Genomic DNA, 18,891 nt, shown 5'->3' with positions numbered 1-18,891 from the left:
CGTGAGCCTGCGCCACCCGCGCAAATCCATTTGCGTCGGCCTGCGACAATCGAACTCGTGAGTAGGCCGTATGTATCGCACCTGAACCAGAACCTCAAGCCGCTCGAGCAGTCCCTGAAGCTGCAGAACGTGTGCTACGAGATCCGTGGGCCGGTGCATGCGCACGCGGCGCGCCTGGAGGCCGAGGGCCACCGGATCATGAAGCTCAACATCGGCAACCCGGCCCTGTTCGGGTTCGAGGCACCCGATGTGATCATGCGCGACATGATCCACGCACTCCCCTACTCGCAGGGCTATTCGGAGTCGGCGGGTGTCCTGTCCGCACGCCGGTCGGTGGTGACCCGATACGAGTTGCTGCCGGAGTTCCCCTACTTCGACGTCGACGACGTCATCCTGGGCAACGGCGTCTCCGAGCTCATCACCATGACGATGCAGGCGCTGCTCAACGACGGCGACGAGGTGCTGATCCCGGCCCCCGACTACCCGCTGTGGACGGCCATGACCGCGCTCTCCGGCGGGCAGGCGGTGCACTATCGGTGCGACGAGGAGAACGACTGGAACCCCGACATCGCCGACCTCGAGTCCAAGATCACCGACCGTACCAAGGCGATCGTCGTGATCAACCCGAACAACCCGACCGGCGCGGTGTACTCCCGTGAGGTCCTCGAGCAGCTCGTCGACGTCGCCCGCCGGCACTCGCTGCTGATCCTGGCCGACGAGATCTACGACAAGATCCTCTACGACGACGCGGTGCACACCAACATCGCGTCGCTGGCCCCCGACCTGCTGTGTATCACCTTCAACGGCCTGTCGAAGGCCTACCGGGTGTGCGGCTACCGCGCGGGCTGGCTGGTCATCACCGGCCCCAAGGACCATGCGAAGGGCTTCATCGAGGGGCTGGGCATCCTCGCGTCGACGCGTCTGTGTGCCAACGTGCCCGGCCAGCACGCGATCCAGGTGGCCCTCGGCGGCTACCAGAGCATCGAGGCGCTCGTCTCCCCCGGCGGCCGCCTCTACGAGCAGCGCAACGTCACCTGGGAGAAGCTCAACGAGATCCCGGGTGTCAGCTGCGTCAAGCCGCAGGGCGCCCTGTATGCCTTCCCGCGCCTCGATCCCGAGGTCCACGAGATCCACAACGACGAGCTGTTCGTCCAGGACCTGCTGCTGCAGGAGAAGATCCTCGTCGTGCAGGGCACCGGCTTCAACCTCGATGACCACAACCACTTCCGCATCGTGACCCTTCCGTGGGCCCGCGATCTGGGTGAGGCCATCGAGCGGATCGGTAACTTCCTGTCGTCGTACCGCCAGTGACCTGGTAAGACCCCGAAACCCCTGGACATTCCCGTTACGCTCGGTAACGTGTACCCCACTGAGAGATTCACAGGGGGAATCGAATGGTCCAGTGGATTGAACGTACCGTCGTCAGCGGGGGCGTCGCCCTCGCCGTCTTCGAGGCCGCCGCGGGCCCGGGGGGACCCGCCGCGCCGCACGACGACCGTCCCGTGGTCCTGCTGGTCCACGGCTGGCCCGACACCCACATCGTCTGGGACGGCGTCGCCGAGGCACTGCTCCCGGATGCGCGGGTCTTCGCCTTCGACTGCCGCGGTCTCGGCCACAGCGACCGGCCGCACGGGATCTCGCCCTACCGCATCGAGACCCTCGCCGACGACGTGTTCGCGGTGGCCGGCGAGGTCAACACCGGCGGCCGGGTGCACCTCGTCGCCCACGACTGGGGTTCCATCCTCTCCTGGGAGGCGGTCTCGCGGCCCGGCGCCGACGACGTGTTCGCGTCGTACACCACCATCTCCGGCCCCTGCCTCGACCACGTCGGCACCCTGGTGCGGGAGAACTTCTCCCCGCCCACCCGGGATTCGCTGCGCGCCACCGCACTCCAGGCCATCGCCTCCACCTACATCGCGGTCTTCCATCTGCCGCTGGTTCCGCGACTCCTGTTGAGCGTCTTGGGAATCCCCCGTGTGTGGCGGGAGTACATCCACGTCATGGACGGCACCCCGCGCGAGGTCATCCAGGTCGCACCGACGTTCCGCCGGGACATGATCGCCGGGGTCGCCTACTACCGGGCCAACATGCTGCGACGCCTGATCCGACCCCGCCCCCGGCCCACCCGGATTCCGGTGCTCGAACTGATCAACACCCGCGACTTCGCCATCCGGACAACCACTTTCGCGCTCACCGGTCGATATGCGGAGAATCTCACCCGCCGCGAGTCGGCCACCGGGCACTGGCTTCCGCTGATCGATCCCGGCTTCGTCGCCGACAACGTCCGCGACCACATCGCGGCCGTCGCCCCGCGCCCCGCCGACTCCCCGAACCCTGCAGGCACCCCGAACCCTGCAGGCACCGCGCGGTCCGCGGTGTCCGCCCGGCCGTCCTGACGCCGTTCCGACCCCATGTGAGGAGCACTCCGATGCATGTACCCTCCGATTCGACAGACCCGACCGGCTCCGCCGACCCCGGCCCGGTGGAGATCCACGCCCGCAACGTCGCCTTCGACTGGACGCGGTCGCCGTTGCACTGGATTCCCGGGTTCCCGGTCGCATCGAACTTCGTCAGCGCCTTCAATCTGATGCTCCCCGAAGGGGAACGGTGGTTCGTCCAGACCTTCAACGAGGCCCTGCCGCTGATCCGCGACGAGGAACTCCTCGCCGCGATGCGCGGGTTCATCGGCCAGGAGGCCATGCACGCCGAGGCGCACGACCACGTGATCTGGGAGTTCCTCGATCACCACGGCATCGATCCGCGCCCGTTCGTCGCACAGATGGAGTGGCTGTTCCGCAAGCTCTTGGCCCCCAAGGCCGGAACCGAACCGGCTGCGGCACAGAAGGATCTGATCGAGCGACTCTGGCTGATCGCCGCCCTCGAGCACTACACCGCCCTGCTGGGTGACTTCGCCCTGAACTCCGCCTGGGTGGAGCACGCCGCCGACCCGACGATGGTGGACCTCTACACGTGGCACGGTGCCGAAGAGGTGGAGCATCGCGCCGTCGCCCACGACGTCGCAGTCTATTTCGGCGACAGCTACATCCGGCGGGGGCGCGCGATGCTCGTCGTGCTGCCCACCCTGTTCGCGGTGCTGCTGCGCGGATATCGCTTCATGCAGCATTCCGATCCCGCCACCCGCGAGTACGGCTTCGTCCGCCGGCAGATCGAGTACCGCCGTGCCGTGCGGGCTGGGGTCCTGCCGCGATTGTCGCGGATCGCGCTGGCCACCTTCAGCTACTTCCGGCCGGGCTTCCATCCCGACGAGATCGGCTCCACCGCACAGGCCGTCGCCTACCTGGCGTCGTCGCCCGCGGCCCGGAACGCGAGTTGAGCGACGTGAACCAGCACGCGCATCCGCACACCACCACCCTGACCAGCCCACCACCCCATCTGTACGGACGGTGGCGGCACGACCCGGTGCTGGTGTTCGGCACCGCCTTCGCCAAGGTCTGGTTCCCGTTGTGGCGCAACCTCTCACCGCTGCACGAGACACCGGGCACCGAGGACGGCGTCACCGTGGTGCAGGTCGTCGACCGCCAGGTGGTCGCCGAGGACGAGAACGTCGTCGCTCTCACCCTCGCGAACCCGGACGGCGGCGTCCTGCCCCGGTGGTATGCCGGTGCACACCTGGATCTGTTGTTGCCGTCGGGGCGGATGCGCGAGTACTCCCTGTGTGGCGATCCCGCCGACCGGCACACCTATCGCATCGCGGTGCGGCGCATCCCCGACGGCGGCGGTGGGTCGGTCGAGGTACACGACGGTGTCGGAGTGGGCGATCTGATCCAGATCAAGGGCCCCCGCAACGCCTTTCCCATCTCCCTACCCGGGCACGGATCGTCGGCCACCCGACTGCGGTTCATCGCCGCGGGCATCGGCATCACCCCGATCCTGCCGATGATCACCGCCGCAGAACGCTTCGGGCTGGACTGGTCGATGATCTACACCGGCCGGTCCCTCGAGTCCATCCCGTTCCGCGACGAGGTGGCACGCTTCGCCGACCGGATCACCATCCGCACCGACGACGCCCCCGGCGCCGATGGGCCGGTCGGGGTACCGACCATGACCGAACTCCTGGGCCCCGTCGATCCCGAGACCGGCCGTACGCCATCGGGTCTCGCCGTCTACTGCTGCGGTCCCACCGCACTCCTGGAGAACCTGCGCACCCATCTGGCCGACCGGCCCGACATCGAGTTGCACTACGAGCGGTTCAGTCCGCCGCCGGTGGAGAACGGCCGCGAGTTCACCGCCACCATCGCGTCCACCGGGCGTGAGATCACCGTCGCCGCAGACGAATCCCTGCTCACCGCCCTGCAGCGTGAGCTGCCGGATCTGCCGTACTCGTGCCGCCAGGGGTTCTGCGGCACCTGCCGCCAGCACACCGTCTCCGGTGCGGTGGATCACCGGGACAACATCCTCACCGAACCCGAGCGTGAGACCGGCCAGATCCTGCCGTGCGTGTCACGGGCGGGTGGGGACCGCCTCGTCCTCGATCTCTGATCCCGTTGCCGTCGCGGCCGGTCCGTCGCCCGGGGTGGTCCAGGCCGAGAGTCGGCGCAGGACAGGGGATTTCTTGTCGAGGTGGCTGCCCATCCGATCCAGGACGGCGTCGAGTGCACCGATCGCGGCGACGATGTTGGGCCCCTTGTTGAGCATCGCGCACTCGGCGCGCCGGGCGGCGCCGGCATCGGTGATCTCCGATCGGGTCGGCAATCCGTTGCCGGCCAGCGAGTCGAGGACCTGGGTGGCCCAGATGGTCGGCACATGCCCGGCCTCACAGAGCCACAGGATCTCCTCCTGCACCTCGACGAGACGCTCGAAACCGGCTTCCACCGCGAGGTCGCCGCGCGCGATCATCACCCCGATCCGACGGTGCCGCATCAGTTCCAGCAGGATCTCCGGGAGGGCGGTGAAACCCTCCACGGTCTCGATCTTGACCACCACGCCGAGGTCGGTGCCACGGTGCGTGCCGGTATCCGCCTCGTCGGCGAGGGTGTCGAGGAGTTCGGCGACGTCACCGGCGCTGCGCACGAACGACAGTGCGGTCATGTCGGCGATCTCGACGACGGTTTCGAGGTCCTTGCGGTCGTCGTCGGTGAGGGCCGGCACCGGAAGTGAACTGTCGGGCAGGTTGATCCCCTTGCCGCCACGTAGTTTCGCACCGTCGAGTCCGGCGCGGGTGATCCGGGCGACCAGCGAGTCGGCGCCGCCACCGCCCACCGACACCGACTCGATGATGCCCTCGATCTTCCCGTCGTCGAACAGGATTCGATGTCCGGGGGCGACCGCGGAGAACACCTCCGGCAGCGTGCAGCCGATGGTGGTGAGGTCGGTGGACGGGTCGTCGGGGTTGACCGGGGTGTCGTCGGCGGTCACCACGATCCGCTGACCGGCACGCACCAGGAAGTACTGCCCCGACGACGGCAGTTCGCCGATGGTCAGGCGGATGCGGCGGCCGTCGTCGCCGGAGCAGCTCAGGCGCGCACCCGGGGTGAGGTAGTAGGTGCGGTCGGCGGCGATGAGGACCCGTCGCGACTCGGTGCGCACCACGCGGGCGATGCGTCGGCGTCCACGGGTGTCGTGGAAGGTGATGTCCTGGCCGACGGTCAGCAGGTCGAGCGTCTCGGCGTCGGTGACCGGTGCCGACTGCAGATCGGTGGCGGTGTCGGTTTCCCCGACCAGCCACAGCATGCCCGGTTCGACGACGCGGCCGAGCGGGTCGCGTCGCGGCTTCACCTTGAGCACGTGGGGTCCGGGTGTGATCGGCCCCGTCCGCAGTTTGGGGCCGCCGAGATCCATCGACACCGCGGTCCGCGGGTCGGCGGAGCGCGCGTTGCGGGCCATGGCCCGCCAGGCGTCGGGCCCGTCGTGGGCGCAGTTGATCCGCACCACGTCGCCGCCCGCCTGCACGATGTCGCGCACCAGCGTCGGGTCGGTGGCGGCCTCGCTGGGCAGGGTCACCATGATGCGGGTCCCCGGATGCGACGCCGTCACGCCCGACGACGCGGAGAACAGTGCATCGGCATTCCGTTGAAGCTCATCGGTTTCCGGTTCCCCGGTCGGGAACGGCCGGCAGATCTCGGGTACCGGTTGCCCGGCCGCCCGCGACAGGATGGCCGCGACCGCCGCCAGGTTCTCCATCACCCGCGGTTCCATCCGGCCCAGCGACGAGAGTCCGTGCCGACTCAACTCCGCCTGCAGGGCGCGGAGGTCCAGGGCCCGCAGCGCCCGGTAGTGCAGCAGGTTGGCCGCACCGCTGCGGTGGTCGGGATGAATCCGCGAGAGGTCGACGGCTCGCTCGGCGGCCAGCGCGAGATCCATGAGATCGAGGATCTGCGCCCGCAGCCGGAGGATCGAGGGGTGGTCGTCGGTGGTCACGGCGTCCATGTGCGTACTCCTGATGCGCGAGGGATGCCCGGACCGTAGCGCGATCAGGTGAACGGCAGGTGAGCTGCGGCGAGATCTTCGGTCCCGGCGACCACCCACGATGGTCGAGCCGGGACCGAGCCCCAAAGGCGAGGACGCGTGTCGAGGCCCCCACCCACGATGGTCGAGCCGGGACCGAGCCCCAAAGGCGAGGACCCGTGTCGAGACCCCGCGAGCCGACAATGTCCCCAACCACCTCTGAGGCGGTCACCACCCGAGCCCACCTCACCGAGGTTTCGACACGCCTCGTCGCTACGCTCCTCACCGGCTCAACCACCGTAAACCGCACGCACCCACCATGGATGGTCGAGCCGGGACCGAGCCCCCAAGGCGAGGACCCGTGTCGAGACCCAGTGAGCCGACAACGTCCGCAACCACCCCAGAGGTGCCCACCATGGATGGTCGAGCCGGGACCGAGCCCCCAGGGCGAGGACCCGTGTCGAGGCCCCCCACCCACGATGGTCGAGCCGGGACCGAGCCCCCAAGGCGAGGACCCGTGTCGAGACCCAGCGAGCCGACAACGTCCCCAACCACCCCAGAGGTGCCCACCACCCGAGCCCGGCCCACCGAGGTTTCGACACGCCTCGTCGCTACGCTCCTCACCGGCTCAACCACCGTAAACCGCACGCACCCACCATGGATGGTCGAGCCGGGACCGAGCCCCCAAGGCGAGGACCCGTGTCGAGACCCGGTGAGCCGATAACGTCCGCAACCAACTCCGACGCAACAACGCGCCGGGAGCCGGCTACGGGATGACGATCGGCGGGAATCCGGGTACGGGAATGGTGATGCGCGGTTGACCGCCGTTCGGCGAGCTCGGTGCCCGACGCTGACTGCGGGTCGTCGACTTCTTGGTGGTCTTGGGCGGAGGCGGGGTGGTGTAGCGGACCGCGGTTTCCTGCGCGGCGACGAGGTCGGCCGGGTCGGCGTATTCGGTCGATGCGGAGGTGGTCGGTCCGGTGGGCGCTGCGGCGATCACCGCGGGCGGGGTGGGTCCGGGGTCGGTGGTGCCGGTGAAGGCCACGACCGTCGCGGTGCCGAGAACGGCGAGCACGGCGGCGACGGCGCCGCCGAGCAGCCAGCGTTGGCCGGACGAGTTGCGGGAACGTTCGTGATGTTGCTCGTACTCGGGTTCGGCATCGACCGAGGCATCCACGTCGACCAGGGCATCGGCGCCGACCGGCGGTCCGACCACATCCGGCGATTCCACCGCCTCGTCGTACGCGTACACGGTCGGGGCGGCCGGGTCGGTGATCGCCGGGATCTCCTCGGTGATCGCGTCCTCGACCACGGCATCGCGGGCATGAGCGGCCGGCATCGGTACCGCGCCGGGCGCCTCGACCGCACGCACCGTCTGGCCGTCCATCACCAGCATCCGACGATGCGTCGTCGCACTGAGTCGGCCGACGGCCCCCGGCCACCGGATGTGCGTCGGGGCGAGGACGATCACAGCGTCGGTGACGCCCAGAGTGTCGAGGGTCTGCTCGATCCGGTCGCTCACGTGGTCGGCGAGGGGTGCGGTGGCCACGTCCACGTCGCGACGACTCACCCGGACGAGGCGGACGTGGTTGTCGCCCATCAGGAAGGTTCCGTCGGAGCCGGCGAGCGCTGCCCGGGCCCGGCCGACCACGCCGAGCAGCTCGGCCTGCCATTCCTCGCCGACCGGCCGTTCGACGCGACCGTCGGCCACCAGATGGTCGGCGATGGCCCGATCGAGGGCATTCGCCGAGGTCGCAGGGTCGGCGGGGTCGACGGCGAGCACGCGCCGGGCCAGCAGGTCGGCGACCATCACGCGGCTACCGGCGTCGTCGAGGTCGAGGACGGCGATGATCGGCGCGTCGATCTCGTGGAGGTGGTCGCGGATCGACATCGGCAGCACCGTCATCGGCGCAACACCCGGATTCGGGATGCGGTGAACGGTCATGATGGTCGGATTTCCTGTGCCTGGCGGGGGCCGGTGGCGTGCCCCGGGTACGTCAGATGGCCTTCAACCTAGCACGGGCGTGCGGGTCATCCGAGGTCACGCGTGTGGTCCGAGCGGGGGAATGACTGCGGTTCACGCCACCGAGAGCGTGGTATTCCCAGCCTGCAGCAGCCCAGATATGTGGTGCAAGACACCGTCGGCCGTCGACGATCACCCGCTCCCGGACCAGCGGATCGAGCTCGTCGGGACCCATGTGGACGAACTCGGCCCATTCGGTGGTGACCGCGACGACGTCGGCAGCGGCGACGGCCGCCCGGGCGGAGTCGGCGAAGTGCAGCATCGGGTACATGCGGCGGGCGTTGTCGGCGGCTTTCGGATCGAACACGGTCACCGTGGCACCGCGCAGGGCCAGTTGTCCGGCGACGCTGAGTGCCGGGGAGTCACGCACGTCGTCGCTTTCCGGTTTGAACGCGGCACCGAGGATGGCGATGTTCGCGCCGATCAGTTCGCGACGGCAGACACGTTCGACGAGTTCGACCATCGCGGTGCGACGCCGCATGTTGATCGCATCCACCTCGTGCAGGAAGCCCAGGGTGCGGTGCGCGCCGAGTTCGTCGGCACGGGCCATGAAGGCGCGGATGTCCTTGGGCAGGCAGCCACCGCCGAAACCCATGCCGGCGTTGAGGAACCGTCGGCCGATCCGGTTGTCGTGACCGATCGCGTCGGCGAGGGTGGACACGTCGGCACCGACGATCTCGCACAGTTCGCTGATCGCGTTGATGAACGAGATCTTGGTCGCCAGAAAGGCATTCGCGGAGGTCTTCACCAGTTCGGCGGTGGCCCAGTCGGTGGTGATGAACGGCACGCCGGTTTCGAGGATCTCGCGGTAGATCTCGTCGATCACGGCCACCGCGGCCGAGCATTGCGCGTCGGGGTCGGTGCCGACGACGAGGCGGTCGGGACGCAGGGTGTCCTCGACGGCGAAGCCCTCGCGCAGGAACTCCGGACTCCAGGCGAGTTCGACGATGGTGTCGTCGTCGGTGCGGGCATCGATGCGTGCCTGCAGGGCGGCGGCGGTGCCGACCGGGACGGTGGACTTGCCGATGATGAGGTGATCACCGCGCAGGTGCCCGACGAGGGTGTCGACGGCGGCCTCGACGTAGGTGGTGTCGGCGCCGAGCCCGCGGGCCTGCTGCGGGGTGCCGACCCCGATGAAGTGGATCGAACCATGCTCGGCGGCAGCCGGATACGACGTGGTGAAGGCGAGCCGACCGGCATCGATGTTGCGGCGCAACAGATCGGAGAGTCCGGGTTCGAAGAAGGGCACCTCGCCGGCCGCCAGGCGGGCGATCTTGTCGGCGTCGACGTCCACGCCGAGAACGTCATGGCCGAGTTCGGCCATGCAGGCGGCGTGCGTGGCGCCGAGGTATCCGCATCCGATCACCGTGAGCTTCATACCTGTCAGAGCTACGCCGGTAACGGGGCGTGCAGCCGACAGAACAGTGGCGGCGACGCGTCGTGTCGGTGAACTCCGACGGGACCCGGTGACGGGCAGTTGAACGAGGTTACGAGCAGGTCAGCGGGCGGTGTCGGGCAGGAAGTTCAGGTACGCCTTGGACGGTGTCGGTCCGCGCTGCCCTTGATACTTCGAGCCGACCGCGGCGCTGCCGTACGGGTTCTCGGCCGGGCTGGTCAGCCGCAGCAGACACAGCTGGCCGATCTTCATGCCCGGCCACAGGGTGATCGGCAGGTTCGCCACGTTGGACAGTTCCAGGGTGATGTGGCCGGAGAAGCCGGGGTCGATGAATCCGGCGGTGGAGTGCGTCAGCAGGCCGAGGCGCCCGAGCGAGGACTTGCCCTCGAGGCGGCCGGCGAGGTCGTCGGGAAGGGTGCACACCTCGAGGGTGGAGCCGAGCACGAACTCACCGGGGTGCAGCACGAACGGTTCGCCCGCGGCGGGTTCGACCAGGGTGGTCAGCTCGTCCTGCCGTTGCGCCGGGTCGATGTGGGTGTATCGGGTGTTGTTGAAGACCCGGAACAGGCTGTCGAGGCGGACGTCGATGCTCGACGGCTGCACGAGGGCAGGGTCGAACGGGTCGAGTGCGAGGCGGCCGTCATCGATGGCCGCGCGGATGTCCCGGTCGGAAAGCAACACCCTGCGAGGCTATCAACCGGCCACGGACCGGCTCGGTGGCCCCGAGGACCACCGGCCGGCCGGTGGCGTCAGCGCGTCGGGATCGGAACCGACTTGGTGGTCCCGCCCGAGTGCACGGTCGCGGTGAGCGGCTCCCACCCGGTCCAGGTGTTCACCGGGACGTCGATCCGGCCACCGGAGCCGACGGTGATCGGGGTGCGGCTGGCGGCGTTCCGGTCGGTGAGGGCGTCGCTGCGTTCGACGGAGAGCTGCACCTTCTGGGCGCGACCCTGCGATGCCACGGTGACCCCGGACCGTGAGGTGGCGCCCACCGACACCGGTGCTCCCGGACCGATGGCGAGCTGACTGGTCTGGGTGGTCACCGATCGCAGCGAGTCCTGGGTGGCCACCTCGAAGCCGGCGGTGGTGGGTGCGGTGGACCGCACCGTCACCGCATGGCGGGTGGGGTCGACGTCGAGGGTGGCGGTGGCACCGGCAGGCACCTCCATGTCGTCCACCACCACAGCCCCACCGGCGCTGACCACGGTGGTGTTGATGTCGGCGACGCGCCCGGCGTCCACCCCGTCGACGACGATGCGGAACTTCTTGCCCTTGGGCACCATGATCGAGCCGGTGTTGTCGTTGTTGAGCAGGATTCGCTGGTCGATGCCCGGGATCGGGTTCCCGTTGAGGTCGGTGACCCGCAGGTCCCAGTCGACATCACCCACACCGCGCGCCGACCCGTTGGTGTCGGTGACCATGACGAGGGTGTAGTCGCCCCGCACGTACGGGGCCTCGTGGTGGCCGAGCGCGGTGGACAGCGGCGTCAGCGACATCGGGTTGGCCGGCGACCCCTCGAACAGCAGGGTCGGCTCGCTCGGGTTGGTCGCCGTGGAGTAGAACCACGAGTTCGCCGCCGGGTCGACGATGATCATCTTCTCCACGCCGGGGAAGTTGTTGTCGTAGACGACGATTCCGGACTTGCCGTCGCCCAGCTCGCGGATCGCGATGGGCGTGATGGCATGCCCGGCTTCCTTCTTCTCGTCGGTGTAGATGCCGAGGATGTAGTTGTCGTTGCGCGCCCATGCGGCCCGCAGCCGGGTCAGGATCTCCGACGCCGGGAGTGCGGCCTCGGTCTGCGCGGTGGGCGGGAAGCTCTGGGTGATGAACATCCGGGCGATGAGCTCATCGAGGGGTCCCGACGGCTTCATGTCGTAGACCGACTGCCAGGGCATCGCGAACGGCAGGGGGTTCAGGCGCTTGGTGGAGTACAGCCCGGCCAGCGCCGCCATGCCGTAGCAGTGGCCGCCGGACATCGATTCGTTGAGCTCGTCCTGGAGCAGCTCGGCCACGGTGGTCGGCGAGCACACGCCCAGGGTGATCCGGGCACACACGACATCGCCGAAGACCGCACGCATACCGTCCACGGTCAGACCGCGCCGATGCACTCCGTCGTCCGGCCCCCAGTTCTCGAAGGAGAAGCCGTCGCGCTTGACGTCGAAGGCCGTCTTCGCGACCACCTTCCCGGCCTTGGGGTCCACCACCGGTGCGGCATCGGCAGAGCCTGCCGTCATCACCATCAAGGGGGTCGAAACCGCCACGGCGAGAGCAGAAACCAGAAGACGAGTCGACCGCCGAGAACGGCCCGTACCTGTACGCATTGCAAAACAGTAGCCGACAAATCCGACAGCCCACTCCGCATCCACAAGTCTGAGTCACACCTGGCACACTCTTGCCGATCGGTCCCCCGCGACGCCCCGACCCACCCCCTGCTCCCGGCCACCGCCCGCGACGTTTGCTACAGTGTGCGTCGCGGGTCACAAGCCCGCACGCCGATGTAGTTCAATGGCAGAACATCAGCTTCCCAAGCTGAATACGCGGGTTCGATTCCCGTCATCGGCTCCACCATCACCGCAGGTAGAGCGGTTTTCCAGTCGTCGAATGGCCGACCCGCGACAGCAAATACACTCCCCATACACTCCGAGTGGTGGCGTTTCGTGCAACAGCATTTCGTAGCCGTCTGACATGATCTATGCGTGACAGAGGATGCGACTGGTGCCCCCGAATACAAGTACGACCTGGCAGTCTCGTTTGCAGGCGAGCAGCGCGAGTTCGTCGAGGCAGTCGTCAGGGGTGTCGATCTACCTGAGGGGCGCGTGTTCTACGATGCTGACTTCGAAGCGGAGCTGTGGGGCGAAGAACTAACCGAGGTCTTCACAGAAATCTACTCGAAGAGCACTCGTTATGTAGTGATGTTCATTTCTCGTGAGTACAACGAGAAAGAATGGACCAGACTCGAGCGACGGGCTGCTCTTTCGAAGCGTCTCAGCAGCCCTGGCGCCTACATCCTTCCGGTCTTGCTGGACAACACAGAGCTCGATGAGGTCGCCGGGCTGCTGAACAGCATCGGTTACGTCAACGGGCTGATGGTTGGCGTTCCTGGTGTCGTGGAGCGGCTCAACAAGAAGCTCAGTGCAGCCATCGAGCGGGACTGCCGGACAGATAGTAAGGATGAGGCCAGCGACGAGATTACTTTCGCCGAGGTAGCCGACGACCAAGAAGGCTTGGCAAAACTAGTCCGTGAACGGCCACACTCATGGCAGTGGGCAACCTTCGCATCTGTGCTCGTCCAGAGGCGATCAACAGCTGGCAAGGCGCTGCGCGATCTCGCACTCGGATATGCACCCCAGAATGAAATCCGCATCACCAACACCGACGAGCTCGCAGAGTTTTTACTCCACGCAGTCAACGATGTCGAGCAAGTCGGCAACCGGATGGCACAGCTGGTTTCGACCGACGCCTTCCGTGCTGCATTTGGGGAACCGAATCAGCTTTCCGAGGATGCTGATGCAATTGTGAACGTCGCCAACCGTTTTATGGACTATTACGACCGCTTCATTCAACTGGCTCAGCGCGCACGTGGAGCCTCTACTCCATCCGCGTACATGAATGTCATGGATAGTTGCGCGAGACTGTCCGATATGCCCATTAAAGGCGTCGACGACTTCATCGATACATATGTCGAGACTGTCCGAAGTCTCAAAGAGAAGCTAATAGCTGCAGGAGGCGACAACATCGATGCCCCTGTGGGGGTGTCCATCCATATGGATAATCAGCTATTGGAGCAAATCATTCGCCAACGGGATGAACTCATCGCTGACGAAATGGAGATTTGATCGCCGGTGAGCTCCTCTGGGTTTCGCATCGTTGTCGAGGACACCAACGCAGTATTGCGTGGCATCTGTAAGATCCAGGCGCTGGCCGACGGGGGATACTGGCTCTTCCTAATTCAGAGTGCGCGCAGGCTTTCTGCGAGTTGGCCGGAGTGGATGAGCGACCGCAAGATGTAGTGGGTGAGGTTACGGAACCCGAGGGCGATGCCGCGCAGATGCTCGAGGCGCCCGTTGATGGCTTCGACTGGGCCGTTGGAGGCGCCGGTGTCGAAGTAGGCGAGGATCTCGGCCCGTCGTGACCACAACGAACGCCCGAGTTGGGCCAGCTCTGATAGTCCGGCGGGCACGCCGGTCTTGATCTTCTTGAGCAGCTTGTACATTGCGATCTTGCTGTCCCGCTTGGTGGGTTGCTCGTAGGCATCGATCAACTCCTGGTAGATCGCGTAGGTGACCGCAACGGCCACGTGCTCCTCGCGGGCATCGAGGCCGCCGCGCAGCCGAGTCTTCTGCTTGTCGGTGAGCAACCCGATCCGGGTCAACAAGGTGCGACGGATGCCGTAGAGCGGATCCCCGGATCGACCGCGATGCCCGCACGTATCTTGTTGCACGCGTTGACGACACAAGGTCAATTTCTCCGCTGCCAGATGCACGACGTGGAAGGGGTCCATCACCACACGCGCCTTGTCGAGGGCTTCGGCAGTGGCGGTGCGATACCCGGTGAACCCGTCCATCGTGACCACCCGAATCCGGTCGCGGAACCCCTGATCCCGCGCGCCGAGCCAGTCTTTGAGCGCGGCTTTGGAGCGGCCGGCGACCATATCCAGCAACCGGGCCGGGCCGGTTCCATCCACGATCGGGGTGAGATCGACCAGGACGGTCACGAAATTCGGATCACCCTTGCCGCGAACGTGTTTCCACTTGTGCTCATCGACCCCGAGGACCCGCACACCGGCCAACCGGGCCGGTGCAGCAGCCAGCTTCTTGACCGCGGCCAGGGCGAGGGTGTTGACGGTGTTCCAGCTCAACCCGACCGCAGCCGCGACGGCCTTCACACTCATCTTGTCGCTGATCATCGCTCGCATGATCCAGGTGGTGGTGCGGCGGGTGACCTGCGCCCTCGGCGCCACGATGGCGCTGATGTCGGCACGAAACACCGACGTCGTGCAGTCGGTGGTGGCACACACATAGCGCGGCACCGACAGGTGCAGCCGGGTCGGATGCCCGACGATGGGCAGATCGGCGACCTCACGGTCGACATGATCACGCAGCCGACCCGCCTGCCCGCACGTCGGGCAGGTGTTCTTCGGGTCCAGGAGCTGGCAAAACAAGTGGGTACGGTCCTCGCCGTCGATGGCGGCATCGGTGATCGTGACGCCGAGTTCGATCGTGCGGCAAATCGTGTCGGCAATAGCGCTACGCTGCGTCATGGGTCCTGTTGGTGTTCGGATTGGGTGTGTGAGAGCTTTCATCTTCACACCACAGGACCCGCCACGAGCCCAGCGGCTCACCACCGAATCGGACCTACATCTAGTGGACTCGCACACCCATTCGGGCACTCTCAATCAGGAAGAGCCGGGATACTCCGTAATCTGCCCGTATCACGAGGCGCGCGAAGGCTGGCTATTCAAACTGCCCATCGGAATCGGATACGGACCGCGTGGGAAATGGATTTCGGTTGAAGACGCCGTTCACTACACGGCTTCGGACCGCGCCAAGCTGTCGCATCATCGTGACGGGCTCGTGCAGTTCAGCAGCGAAGTTAATGGCAAGATTCGTTCAGGAATCAATCCACTCGGTCTACCAAAAGGAATCGGCGTGTTTTCGGTGCCCATTGACGAGGGAGTGCCGACCGGCCCCGCGTTCGGAATTTCCGCTTGGGGACTACACGACTACAAGGCTGTAGAGACACCCCGGAAGTCCGACCTGATAATCCGACAGGAGGACATGGACGACTTCTCATGGGCCGCCGGGACCGCAAACGGATATTCGCTAGAGGGTTGGTTGCTCCACGGAGGGTGGCGTGGGGGAATCCATGGAGTTGCCTCGGATAGACGGATTCGACTGGGTGGAACAACTCCCTCAGGCGAGCCAACCTCAAAGGAGTTGCGTGTCATCGAACTGCGAGGAACCGAGTCGTTTCTAGGGGTACAGGTCAGCCGCATGCCTCACAGGTTTCCCGGCCCCTCCGGATTTTGGTTTGGCGGCTCACGTAGCCGAAGCGGAGAACAGATTGTCGCTACTTACCCACGGCCGGACAGTTCGTTTGCTGATGCTGAGAGTCTCGACTACGTGCCAAAGGCTTGACCCCGCAACCTCACCACGTTCTCACCGGTCGTTGGTACGGATATCGCCGCCAGGGCCGACATAGCGTCGGTGTGGTCGTCCTCGAATAGGTGCGCGTAGACGCTGAGCGTGGTGGTGACCTTGGCGTGGCCCATGAACCGTGCGATCTCCAGCGGCGGGATACCGGCCGCGACGCACAGACTCGCGTAGGTGTGGCGCAGCGCGTGGAACTTGAGTGCGGGTGGTAGCGCTCGGCCACTGGCCTGCCGGTTGGCCCGCAGCACCGCCGGGCGGAACACCGCCTTGTAGAAGTTCTGATGCCTTACAGGGCTGGTCCAGTCCAGTTCCAGGCGTTGTTCGGCTTCGTCCACGGTGAGCGCGGCCAGGGCGTCGGCGTTGCGCTGTGCCTTCGCGCTCGCTGGCTCGCGCGACGCTCGGTTGGGATCGACGGCGACGCCGGTCTGCTTCGGCGGCGTCAGCCGGAAGGTCGGGAACAGCGGCGCGGTGGGATCGCCAGACCGCGGATGCAAGGCCAGGTAGTCCCGCAGGAGGTCCACGGTCGCGGGAGTCAGCGGGACCCGTCGCCGGCTCCCCCTCGTCTTGGGGGTGTCGTAGCCGCCCGTCGGGCGCGGGCTGAGGGTGCGCTCTACTCGCAGGAGACCGGGTTTCGGCCTCGCGTTGGGGTTGACCTGCCGTTGGGGCAGCTCTACGTCGCCCACCTGCAACCCGCCTATCTCTGCGGCTCTCAGGCCGCTCCACGCCGCCACGTGGACCAGCACGTTGTAGGGCCGGGGCGTAGCGGCAACGAGCTCGGACACCTGCTCGGCCGTGAGGAACATGTCAGGGTCGTCCACCACTCCGGGAGTGCCACTGGTGGCGGTGCGCTCGCTCGGAAGCTTCACGTGATCGGCGGGGTTGTCGCGTAGGAGCCCGTCCACCGCCGCCTGCTCCAACACCATCTTCACGACGAAGTAGGCGTGCCGAACGGTCGACGGCGACTTGCCCGCAGCGCTGAGCGCCTGCACCCACTCCGCGATCTGCTGTCGGGTGATACTGCCGACGGCCTTACCTCCGAACGTGGCGATGATCGACAGATGCGTTGTGCTGTTGCCCTGGGAATCCTTGCGGGCGCGCTTCTTCGGGCTGAGCAGGTTCTCGTACTCGCCACGAGTCCGGGGCTTCAGGTCGGTCCGACTCTCCAGCCACGCCTCCGCTGCGTGGGCGAACAGCTGATCCCGTGGGACCGCGACACCGCCCGGCGTGTGGCGCTCGGTGTTGAGCGTGTCGCGGAACCGCTCGGCTGCCTCCCTGTCGCGGAACGACTTCTGCCGGGTCCGCTGTTGCTTGCGGCCTTCCGGATGCTTCGGGTCTACCGGAATCGGAAGCCCGCGTTCGTCTCTCACGTCCTCGCGCCACCGAACCTCGTGGTGGACAATTTTTCGACCGTTGCGGTGTTGCTGTGTCGTGGTGCGTGTTCTGATGTGCGCCATGTCAGGCGACCTCCTGCGTGAGTCGGTTGAGAACGCGCCGCACCGACGAGTACGACCACGTGTCGCCTCCGGTGGCAGTCGGAACGCCCTCGGCGGTGAGTCGGTTGGCGATGGCCTTCGCGCCGAGGCCCTGCGACGCGAGGACCTGGATACGGCGCTGCGCGCTGACGCTGATCAGTCCGGGCTGACCCTTGCGACGCTTGGCGTCGAGGGCTTCGCGGGTGCGGGTGCCGATCTTGCGGCGTTCCTCGGCTGCCACGGCCAACCGCACGTCGGCCACGAGACGCTGGCTCGGGTCGCCGCTGTCTGCGCCTTCGGTGTCGAGCAGTCGCCACCCGTAGTCGTTGGCGCGCTTCATGATCTGGGCGGCGTCCAGCTGGTCGCGGGTGACGCGATCCAGAGCGCGCACGAGCAATCCCTGAGCTACGCCCGACTCCACAGCAGCGACGGCCACCTCTCGTCCGAACATCGCGTCGGTCTTGGCTCCGCTGACGACGTCGGTGGTGACGGTGAGCAGTTCGTGACCCCGCTGCCGACACCACTGCTCCAAGCTCTCGCGTTGGGCTTCCAGGCCGAGACCGCTGTCGCCCTGACGATCGGTGCTCACGCGCACGTACCCAACGACCTTCATCGCGCACCCCAGATGGTCACGCCACGAAACGGCGACACGTCCACGATCTGCATCCCGGGCAAGTAGTCCGCTGCGATGAGTGGCGCGGCGATAGCGCGGACGTCGGCCGGGGCGCTGCCGAGTGGTGCGAGCACGTCCAACTCCTCGCAGAAGACGCCGTCGCTGAACGCAACTGTCCATGCTTCCTTGTCGGTGGGGATTGTTCCGCCGTGGAACTCAGTCATGTTGTCTCCCTTGATCTATGGTGTCCGAGGGGTGCGATCGTGGCCGCACCCCCTGCACCCCTCAGCCTACTTTCGAGTGACATAGATCACAATTCAACAGGGGGTCTAAACCGTTGTCCGACAACGCTTTTGAGGTGTCATGCCCGTTGAGATGGGGCGTGAGGTGCGCGGGTGCCGTACCGGCGTCATTGGGCCGTCGACGGCGACGTCAGGGGGGCGGGACACCCCTCGCCGTGGGTGGCGCTGGCCTATGGCGCGGGCGGGCGCTGGTCCGGAGCGCGCAACTGTTCGAGGGCGTCTTCCATCGGCAACAGCTTCCTCGGCACGCGAGGCCCGACTGCCGTAGGCGACGACGACTCGGCCGACGCGGACACCGGCTCGGCGTCGTCTTCCTCGTCGCGCGCTTCCGCAGCCAGGGCGTGGTCATCGAGGCGCTTCACCGCGACAATCTCGTCGTACACCCATCGCGGGTATTCCTTTGGCGCGTAAGGCTTTCCGTAGTCGCCAGTGAATCTGTCAGGTCGTCCCGAATTCGTTCTGCCCGAACGCTTTCCACGTTTACTCGTCATCGTCCCAATTCCCTTCTGTTCGAACGCTTTCCGCGTC

At 66.7% G+C, this 18,891-nt stretch carries 15 protein-coding genes and 1 tRNA gene; 6 read left to right on the top strand and 10 right to left on the bottom strand.

What is annotated here, in order from left to right; genetic code table 11:
• Positions 1-57: 57 nt before the first annotated feature.
• From Q9K23_RS16175 to Q9K23_RS16160, 4 genes are all read left to right on the top strand, one after another.
• Positions 58-1,311 (top strand): pyridoxal phosphate-dependent aminotransferase, encoded by a 1,254-nt coding sequence (locus Q9K23_RS16175; protein WP_020793738.1) that lies wholly within the window; start codon positions 58-60, stop codon positions 1,309-1,311.
• A gap of 83 nt (positions 1,312-1,394) precedes the next feature.
• Positions 1,395-2,396: an alpha/beta fold hydrolase gene (locus Q9K23_RS16170; protein WP_053777301.1), complete on the top strand. Its 1,002-nt coding sequence runs from the start codon at positions 1,395-1,397 to the stop codon at positions 2,394-2,396.
• 32 nt (positions 2,397-2,428) lie between these two features.
• On the top strand, positions 2,429-3,334 hold the full coding sequence (locus Q9K23_RS16165; RefSeq protein WP_020792468.1) for a metal-dependent hydrolase: 906 nt from the start codon (positions 2,429-2,431) through the stop codon (positions 3,332-3,334).
• A 5-nt stretch (positions 3,335-3,339) separates the two neighbouring features.
• Positions 3,340-4,500 (top strand): PDR/VanB family oxidoreductase, encoded by a 1,161-nt coding sequence (locus tag Q9K23_RS16160; RefSeq protein WP_020792467.1) that lies wholly within the window; start codon positions 3,340-3,342, stop codon positions 4,498-4,500.
• Here Q9K23_RS16160 and Q9K23_RS16155 read toward each other — a convergent pair.
• From Q9K23_RS16155 to Q9K23_RS16135, 5 genes are all read right to left on the bottom strand, one after another.
• Positions 4,462-6,387 carry a pyruvate kinase gene (locus Q9K23_RS16155; RefSeq protein ID WP_082365879.1) on the bottom strand — a complete coding sequence of 642 codons (1,926 nt, stop codon included), beginning with the start codon at positions 6,385-6,387 and terminating at the stop codon, positions 4,462-4,464. The two genes, Q9K23_RS16160 and Q9K23_RS16155, sit on opposite strands and share 39 nt — an antisense overlap.
• 784 nt (positions 6,388-7,171) lie before the next feature.
• Complete coding sequence (locus tag Q9K23_RS16150) at positions 7,172-8,350, bottom strand: hypothetical protein (RefSeq protein WP_305950201.1); 1,179 nt, start codon at positions 8,348-8,350, stop codon at positions 7,172-7,174.
• A 52-nt stretch (positions 8,351-8,402) separates the two neighbouring features.
• On the bottom strand, positions 8,403-9,806 hold the full coding sequence (locus Q9K23_RS16145; protein ID WP_020789776.1) for a UDP-glucose/GDP-mannose dehydrogenase family protein: 1,404 nt from the start codon (positions 9,804-9,806) through the stop codon (positions 8,403-8,405).
• A gap of 120 nt (positions 9,807-9,926) precedes the next feature.
• Positions 9,927-10,505, bottom strand: coding sequence for a dCTP deaminase (gene dcd, locus Q9K23_RS16140; RefSeq protein WP_020789778.1), 579 nt, complete (start codon positions 10,503-10,505; stop codon positions 9,927-9,929).
• Positions 10,506-10,573: 68 nt separating this feature from the next.
• Positions 10,574-12,145 (bottom strand): hypothetical protein, encoded by a 1,572-nt coding sequence (locus Q9K23_RS16135; RefSeq protein WP_053777303.1) that lies wholly within the window; start codon positions 12,143-12,145, stop codon positions 10,574-10,576.
• 170 nt (positions 12,146-12,315) lie between these two features.
• On the opposite strand from Q9K23_RS16135, the gene Q9K23_RS16130 reads away from it, so the two are divergent.
• Together Q9K23_RS16130 and Q9K23_RS16125 are read left to right on the top strand one after the other, a co-directional pair.
• Positions 12,316-12,389: transfer RNA gene (locus Q9K23_RS16130), tRNA-Gly, on the top strand.
• Between the two features lie 131 nt (positions 12,390-12,520).
• The gene (locus tag Q9K23_RS16125; RefSeq protein WP_053777304.1) at positions 12,521-13,660 is read left to right on the top strand and encodes a TIR domain-containing protein; all 1,140 of its coding nucleotides are present in this window, start codon (positions 12,521-12,523) and stop codon (positions 13,658-13,660) included.
• A 113-nt stretch (positions 13,661-13,773) separates the two neighbouring features.
• On the opposite strand, the gene Q9K23_RS16120 is transcribed toward Q9K23_RS16125, so the two are convergent.
• From Q9K23_RS16120 to Q9K23_RS16100, 5 genes are all read right to left on the bottom strand, one after another.
• Positions 13,774-15,084, bottom strand: coding sequence for an ISL3 family transposase (locus Q9K23_RS16120; protein WP_305950137.1), 1,311 nt, complete (start codon positions 15,082-15,084; stop codon positions 13,774-13,776).
• Between the two features lie 858 nt (positions 15,085-15,942).
• Positions 15,943-17,430 carry a site-specific integrase gene (locus Q9K23_RS16115; protein ID WP_053778693.1) on the bottom strand — a complete coding sequence of 496 codons (1,488 nt, stop codon included), beginning with the start codon at positions 17,428-17,430 and terminating at the stop codon, positions 15,943-15,945.
• A 1-nt stretch (position 17,431) separates the two neighbouring features.
• Positions 17,432-18,061, bottom strand: a complete 630-nt coding sequence (locus tag Q9K23_RS16110) for a recombinase family protein (protein ID WP_053778692.1) — start codon at positions 18,059-18,061, stop codon at positions 17,432-17,434.
• Positions 18,058-18,285: a hypothetical protein gene (locus Q9K23_RS16105; RefSeq protein ID WP_053778691.1), complete on the bottom strand. Its 228-nt coding sequence runs from the start codon at positions 18,283-18,285 to the stop codon at positions 18,058-18,060. The genes Q9K23_RS16110 and Q9K23_RS16105 overlap by 4 nt, the downstream gene beginning before the upstream one ends.
• A 248-nt stretch (positions 18,286-18,533) precedes the next feature.
• Positions 18,534-18,746: a hypothetical protein gene (locus Q9K23_RS16100; RefSeq protein ID WP_053778690.1), complete on the bottom strand. Its 213-nt coding sequence runs from the start codon at positions 18,744-18,746 to the stop codon at positions 18,534-18,536.
• Positions 18,747-18,891 lie beyond the last annotated feature (145 nt).

It is taken from the genome of Gordonia sp. NB41Y (genome assembly GCF_030718915.1).
In the GTDB taxonomy this organism is placed as follows: Bacteria; Actinomycetota; Actinomycetes; order Mycobacteriales; family Mycobacteriaceae; genus Gordonia; species Gordonia desulfuricans.
This window is presented reverse-complemented; position numbering and strand designations above follow the sequence as displayed.

Bases quoted from the DNA above. Each gene is read 5' to 3' on its own strand.
- Q9K23_RS16135 (WP_053777303.1), bottom strand. From the start codon at position 12,145: ATGCGTACAGGTACGGGCCGTTCTCGGCGGTCGACTCGTCTTCTGGTT.
- Q9K23_RS16110 (WP_053778692.1), bottom strand. From the start codon at position 18,061: ATGAAGGTCGTTGGGTACGTGCGCGTGAGCACCGATCGTCAGGGCGAC.
- Q9K23_RS16155 (WP_082365879.1), bottom strand. From the start codon at position 6,387: ATGGACGCCGTGACCACCGACGACCACCCCTCGATCCTCCGGCTGCGG.
- Q9K23_RS16115 (WP_053778693.1), bottom strand. From the start codon at position 17,430: ATGGCGCACATCAGAACACGCACCACGACACAGCAACACCGCAACGGT.
- Q9K23_RS16170 (WP_053777301.1), top strand. From the start codon at position 1,395: ATGGTCCAGTGGATTGAACGTACCGTCGTCAGCGGGGGCGTCGCCCTC.
- Q9K23_RS16145 (WP_020789776.1), bottom strand. From the start codon at position 9,806: ATGAAGCTCACGGTGATCGGATGCGGATACCTCGGCGCCACGCACGCC.
- Q9K23_RS16120 (WP_305950137.1), bottom strand. From the start codon at position 15,084: ATGACGCAGCGTAGCGCTATTGCCGACACGATTTGCCGCACGATCGAA.
- Q9K23_RS16105 (WP_053778691.1), bottom strand. From the start codon at position 18,285: ATGACTGAGTTCCACGGCGGAACAATCCCCACCGACAAGGAAGCATGG.
- Q9K23_RS16165 (WP_020792468.1), top strand. From the start codon at position 2,429: ATGCATGTACCCTCCGATTCGACAGACCCGACCGGCTCCGCCGACCCC.
- Q9K23_RS16150 (WP_305950201.1), bottom strand. From the start codon at position 8,350: ATGACCGTTCACCGCATCCCGAATCCGGGTGTTGCGCCGATGACGGTG.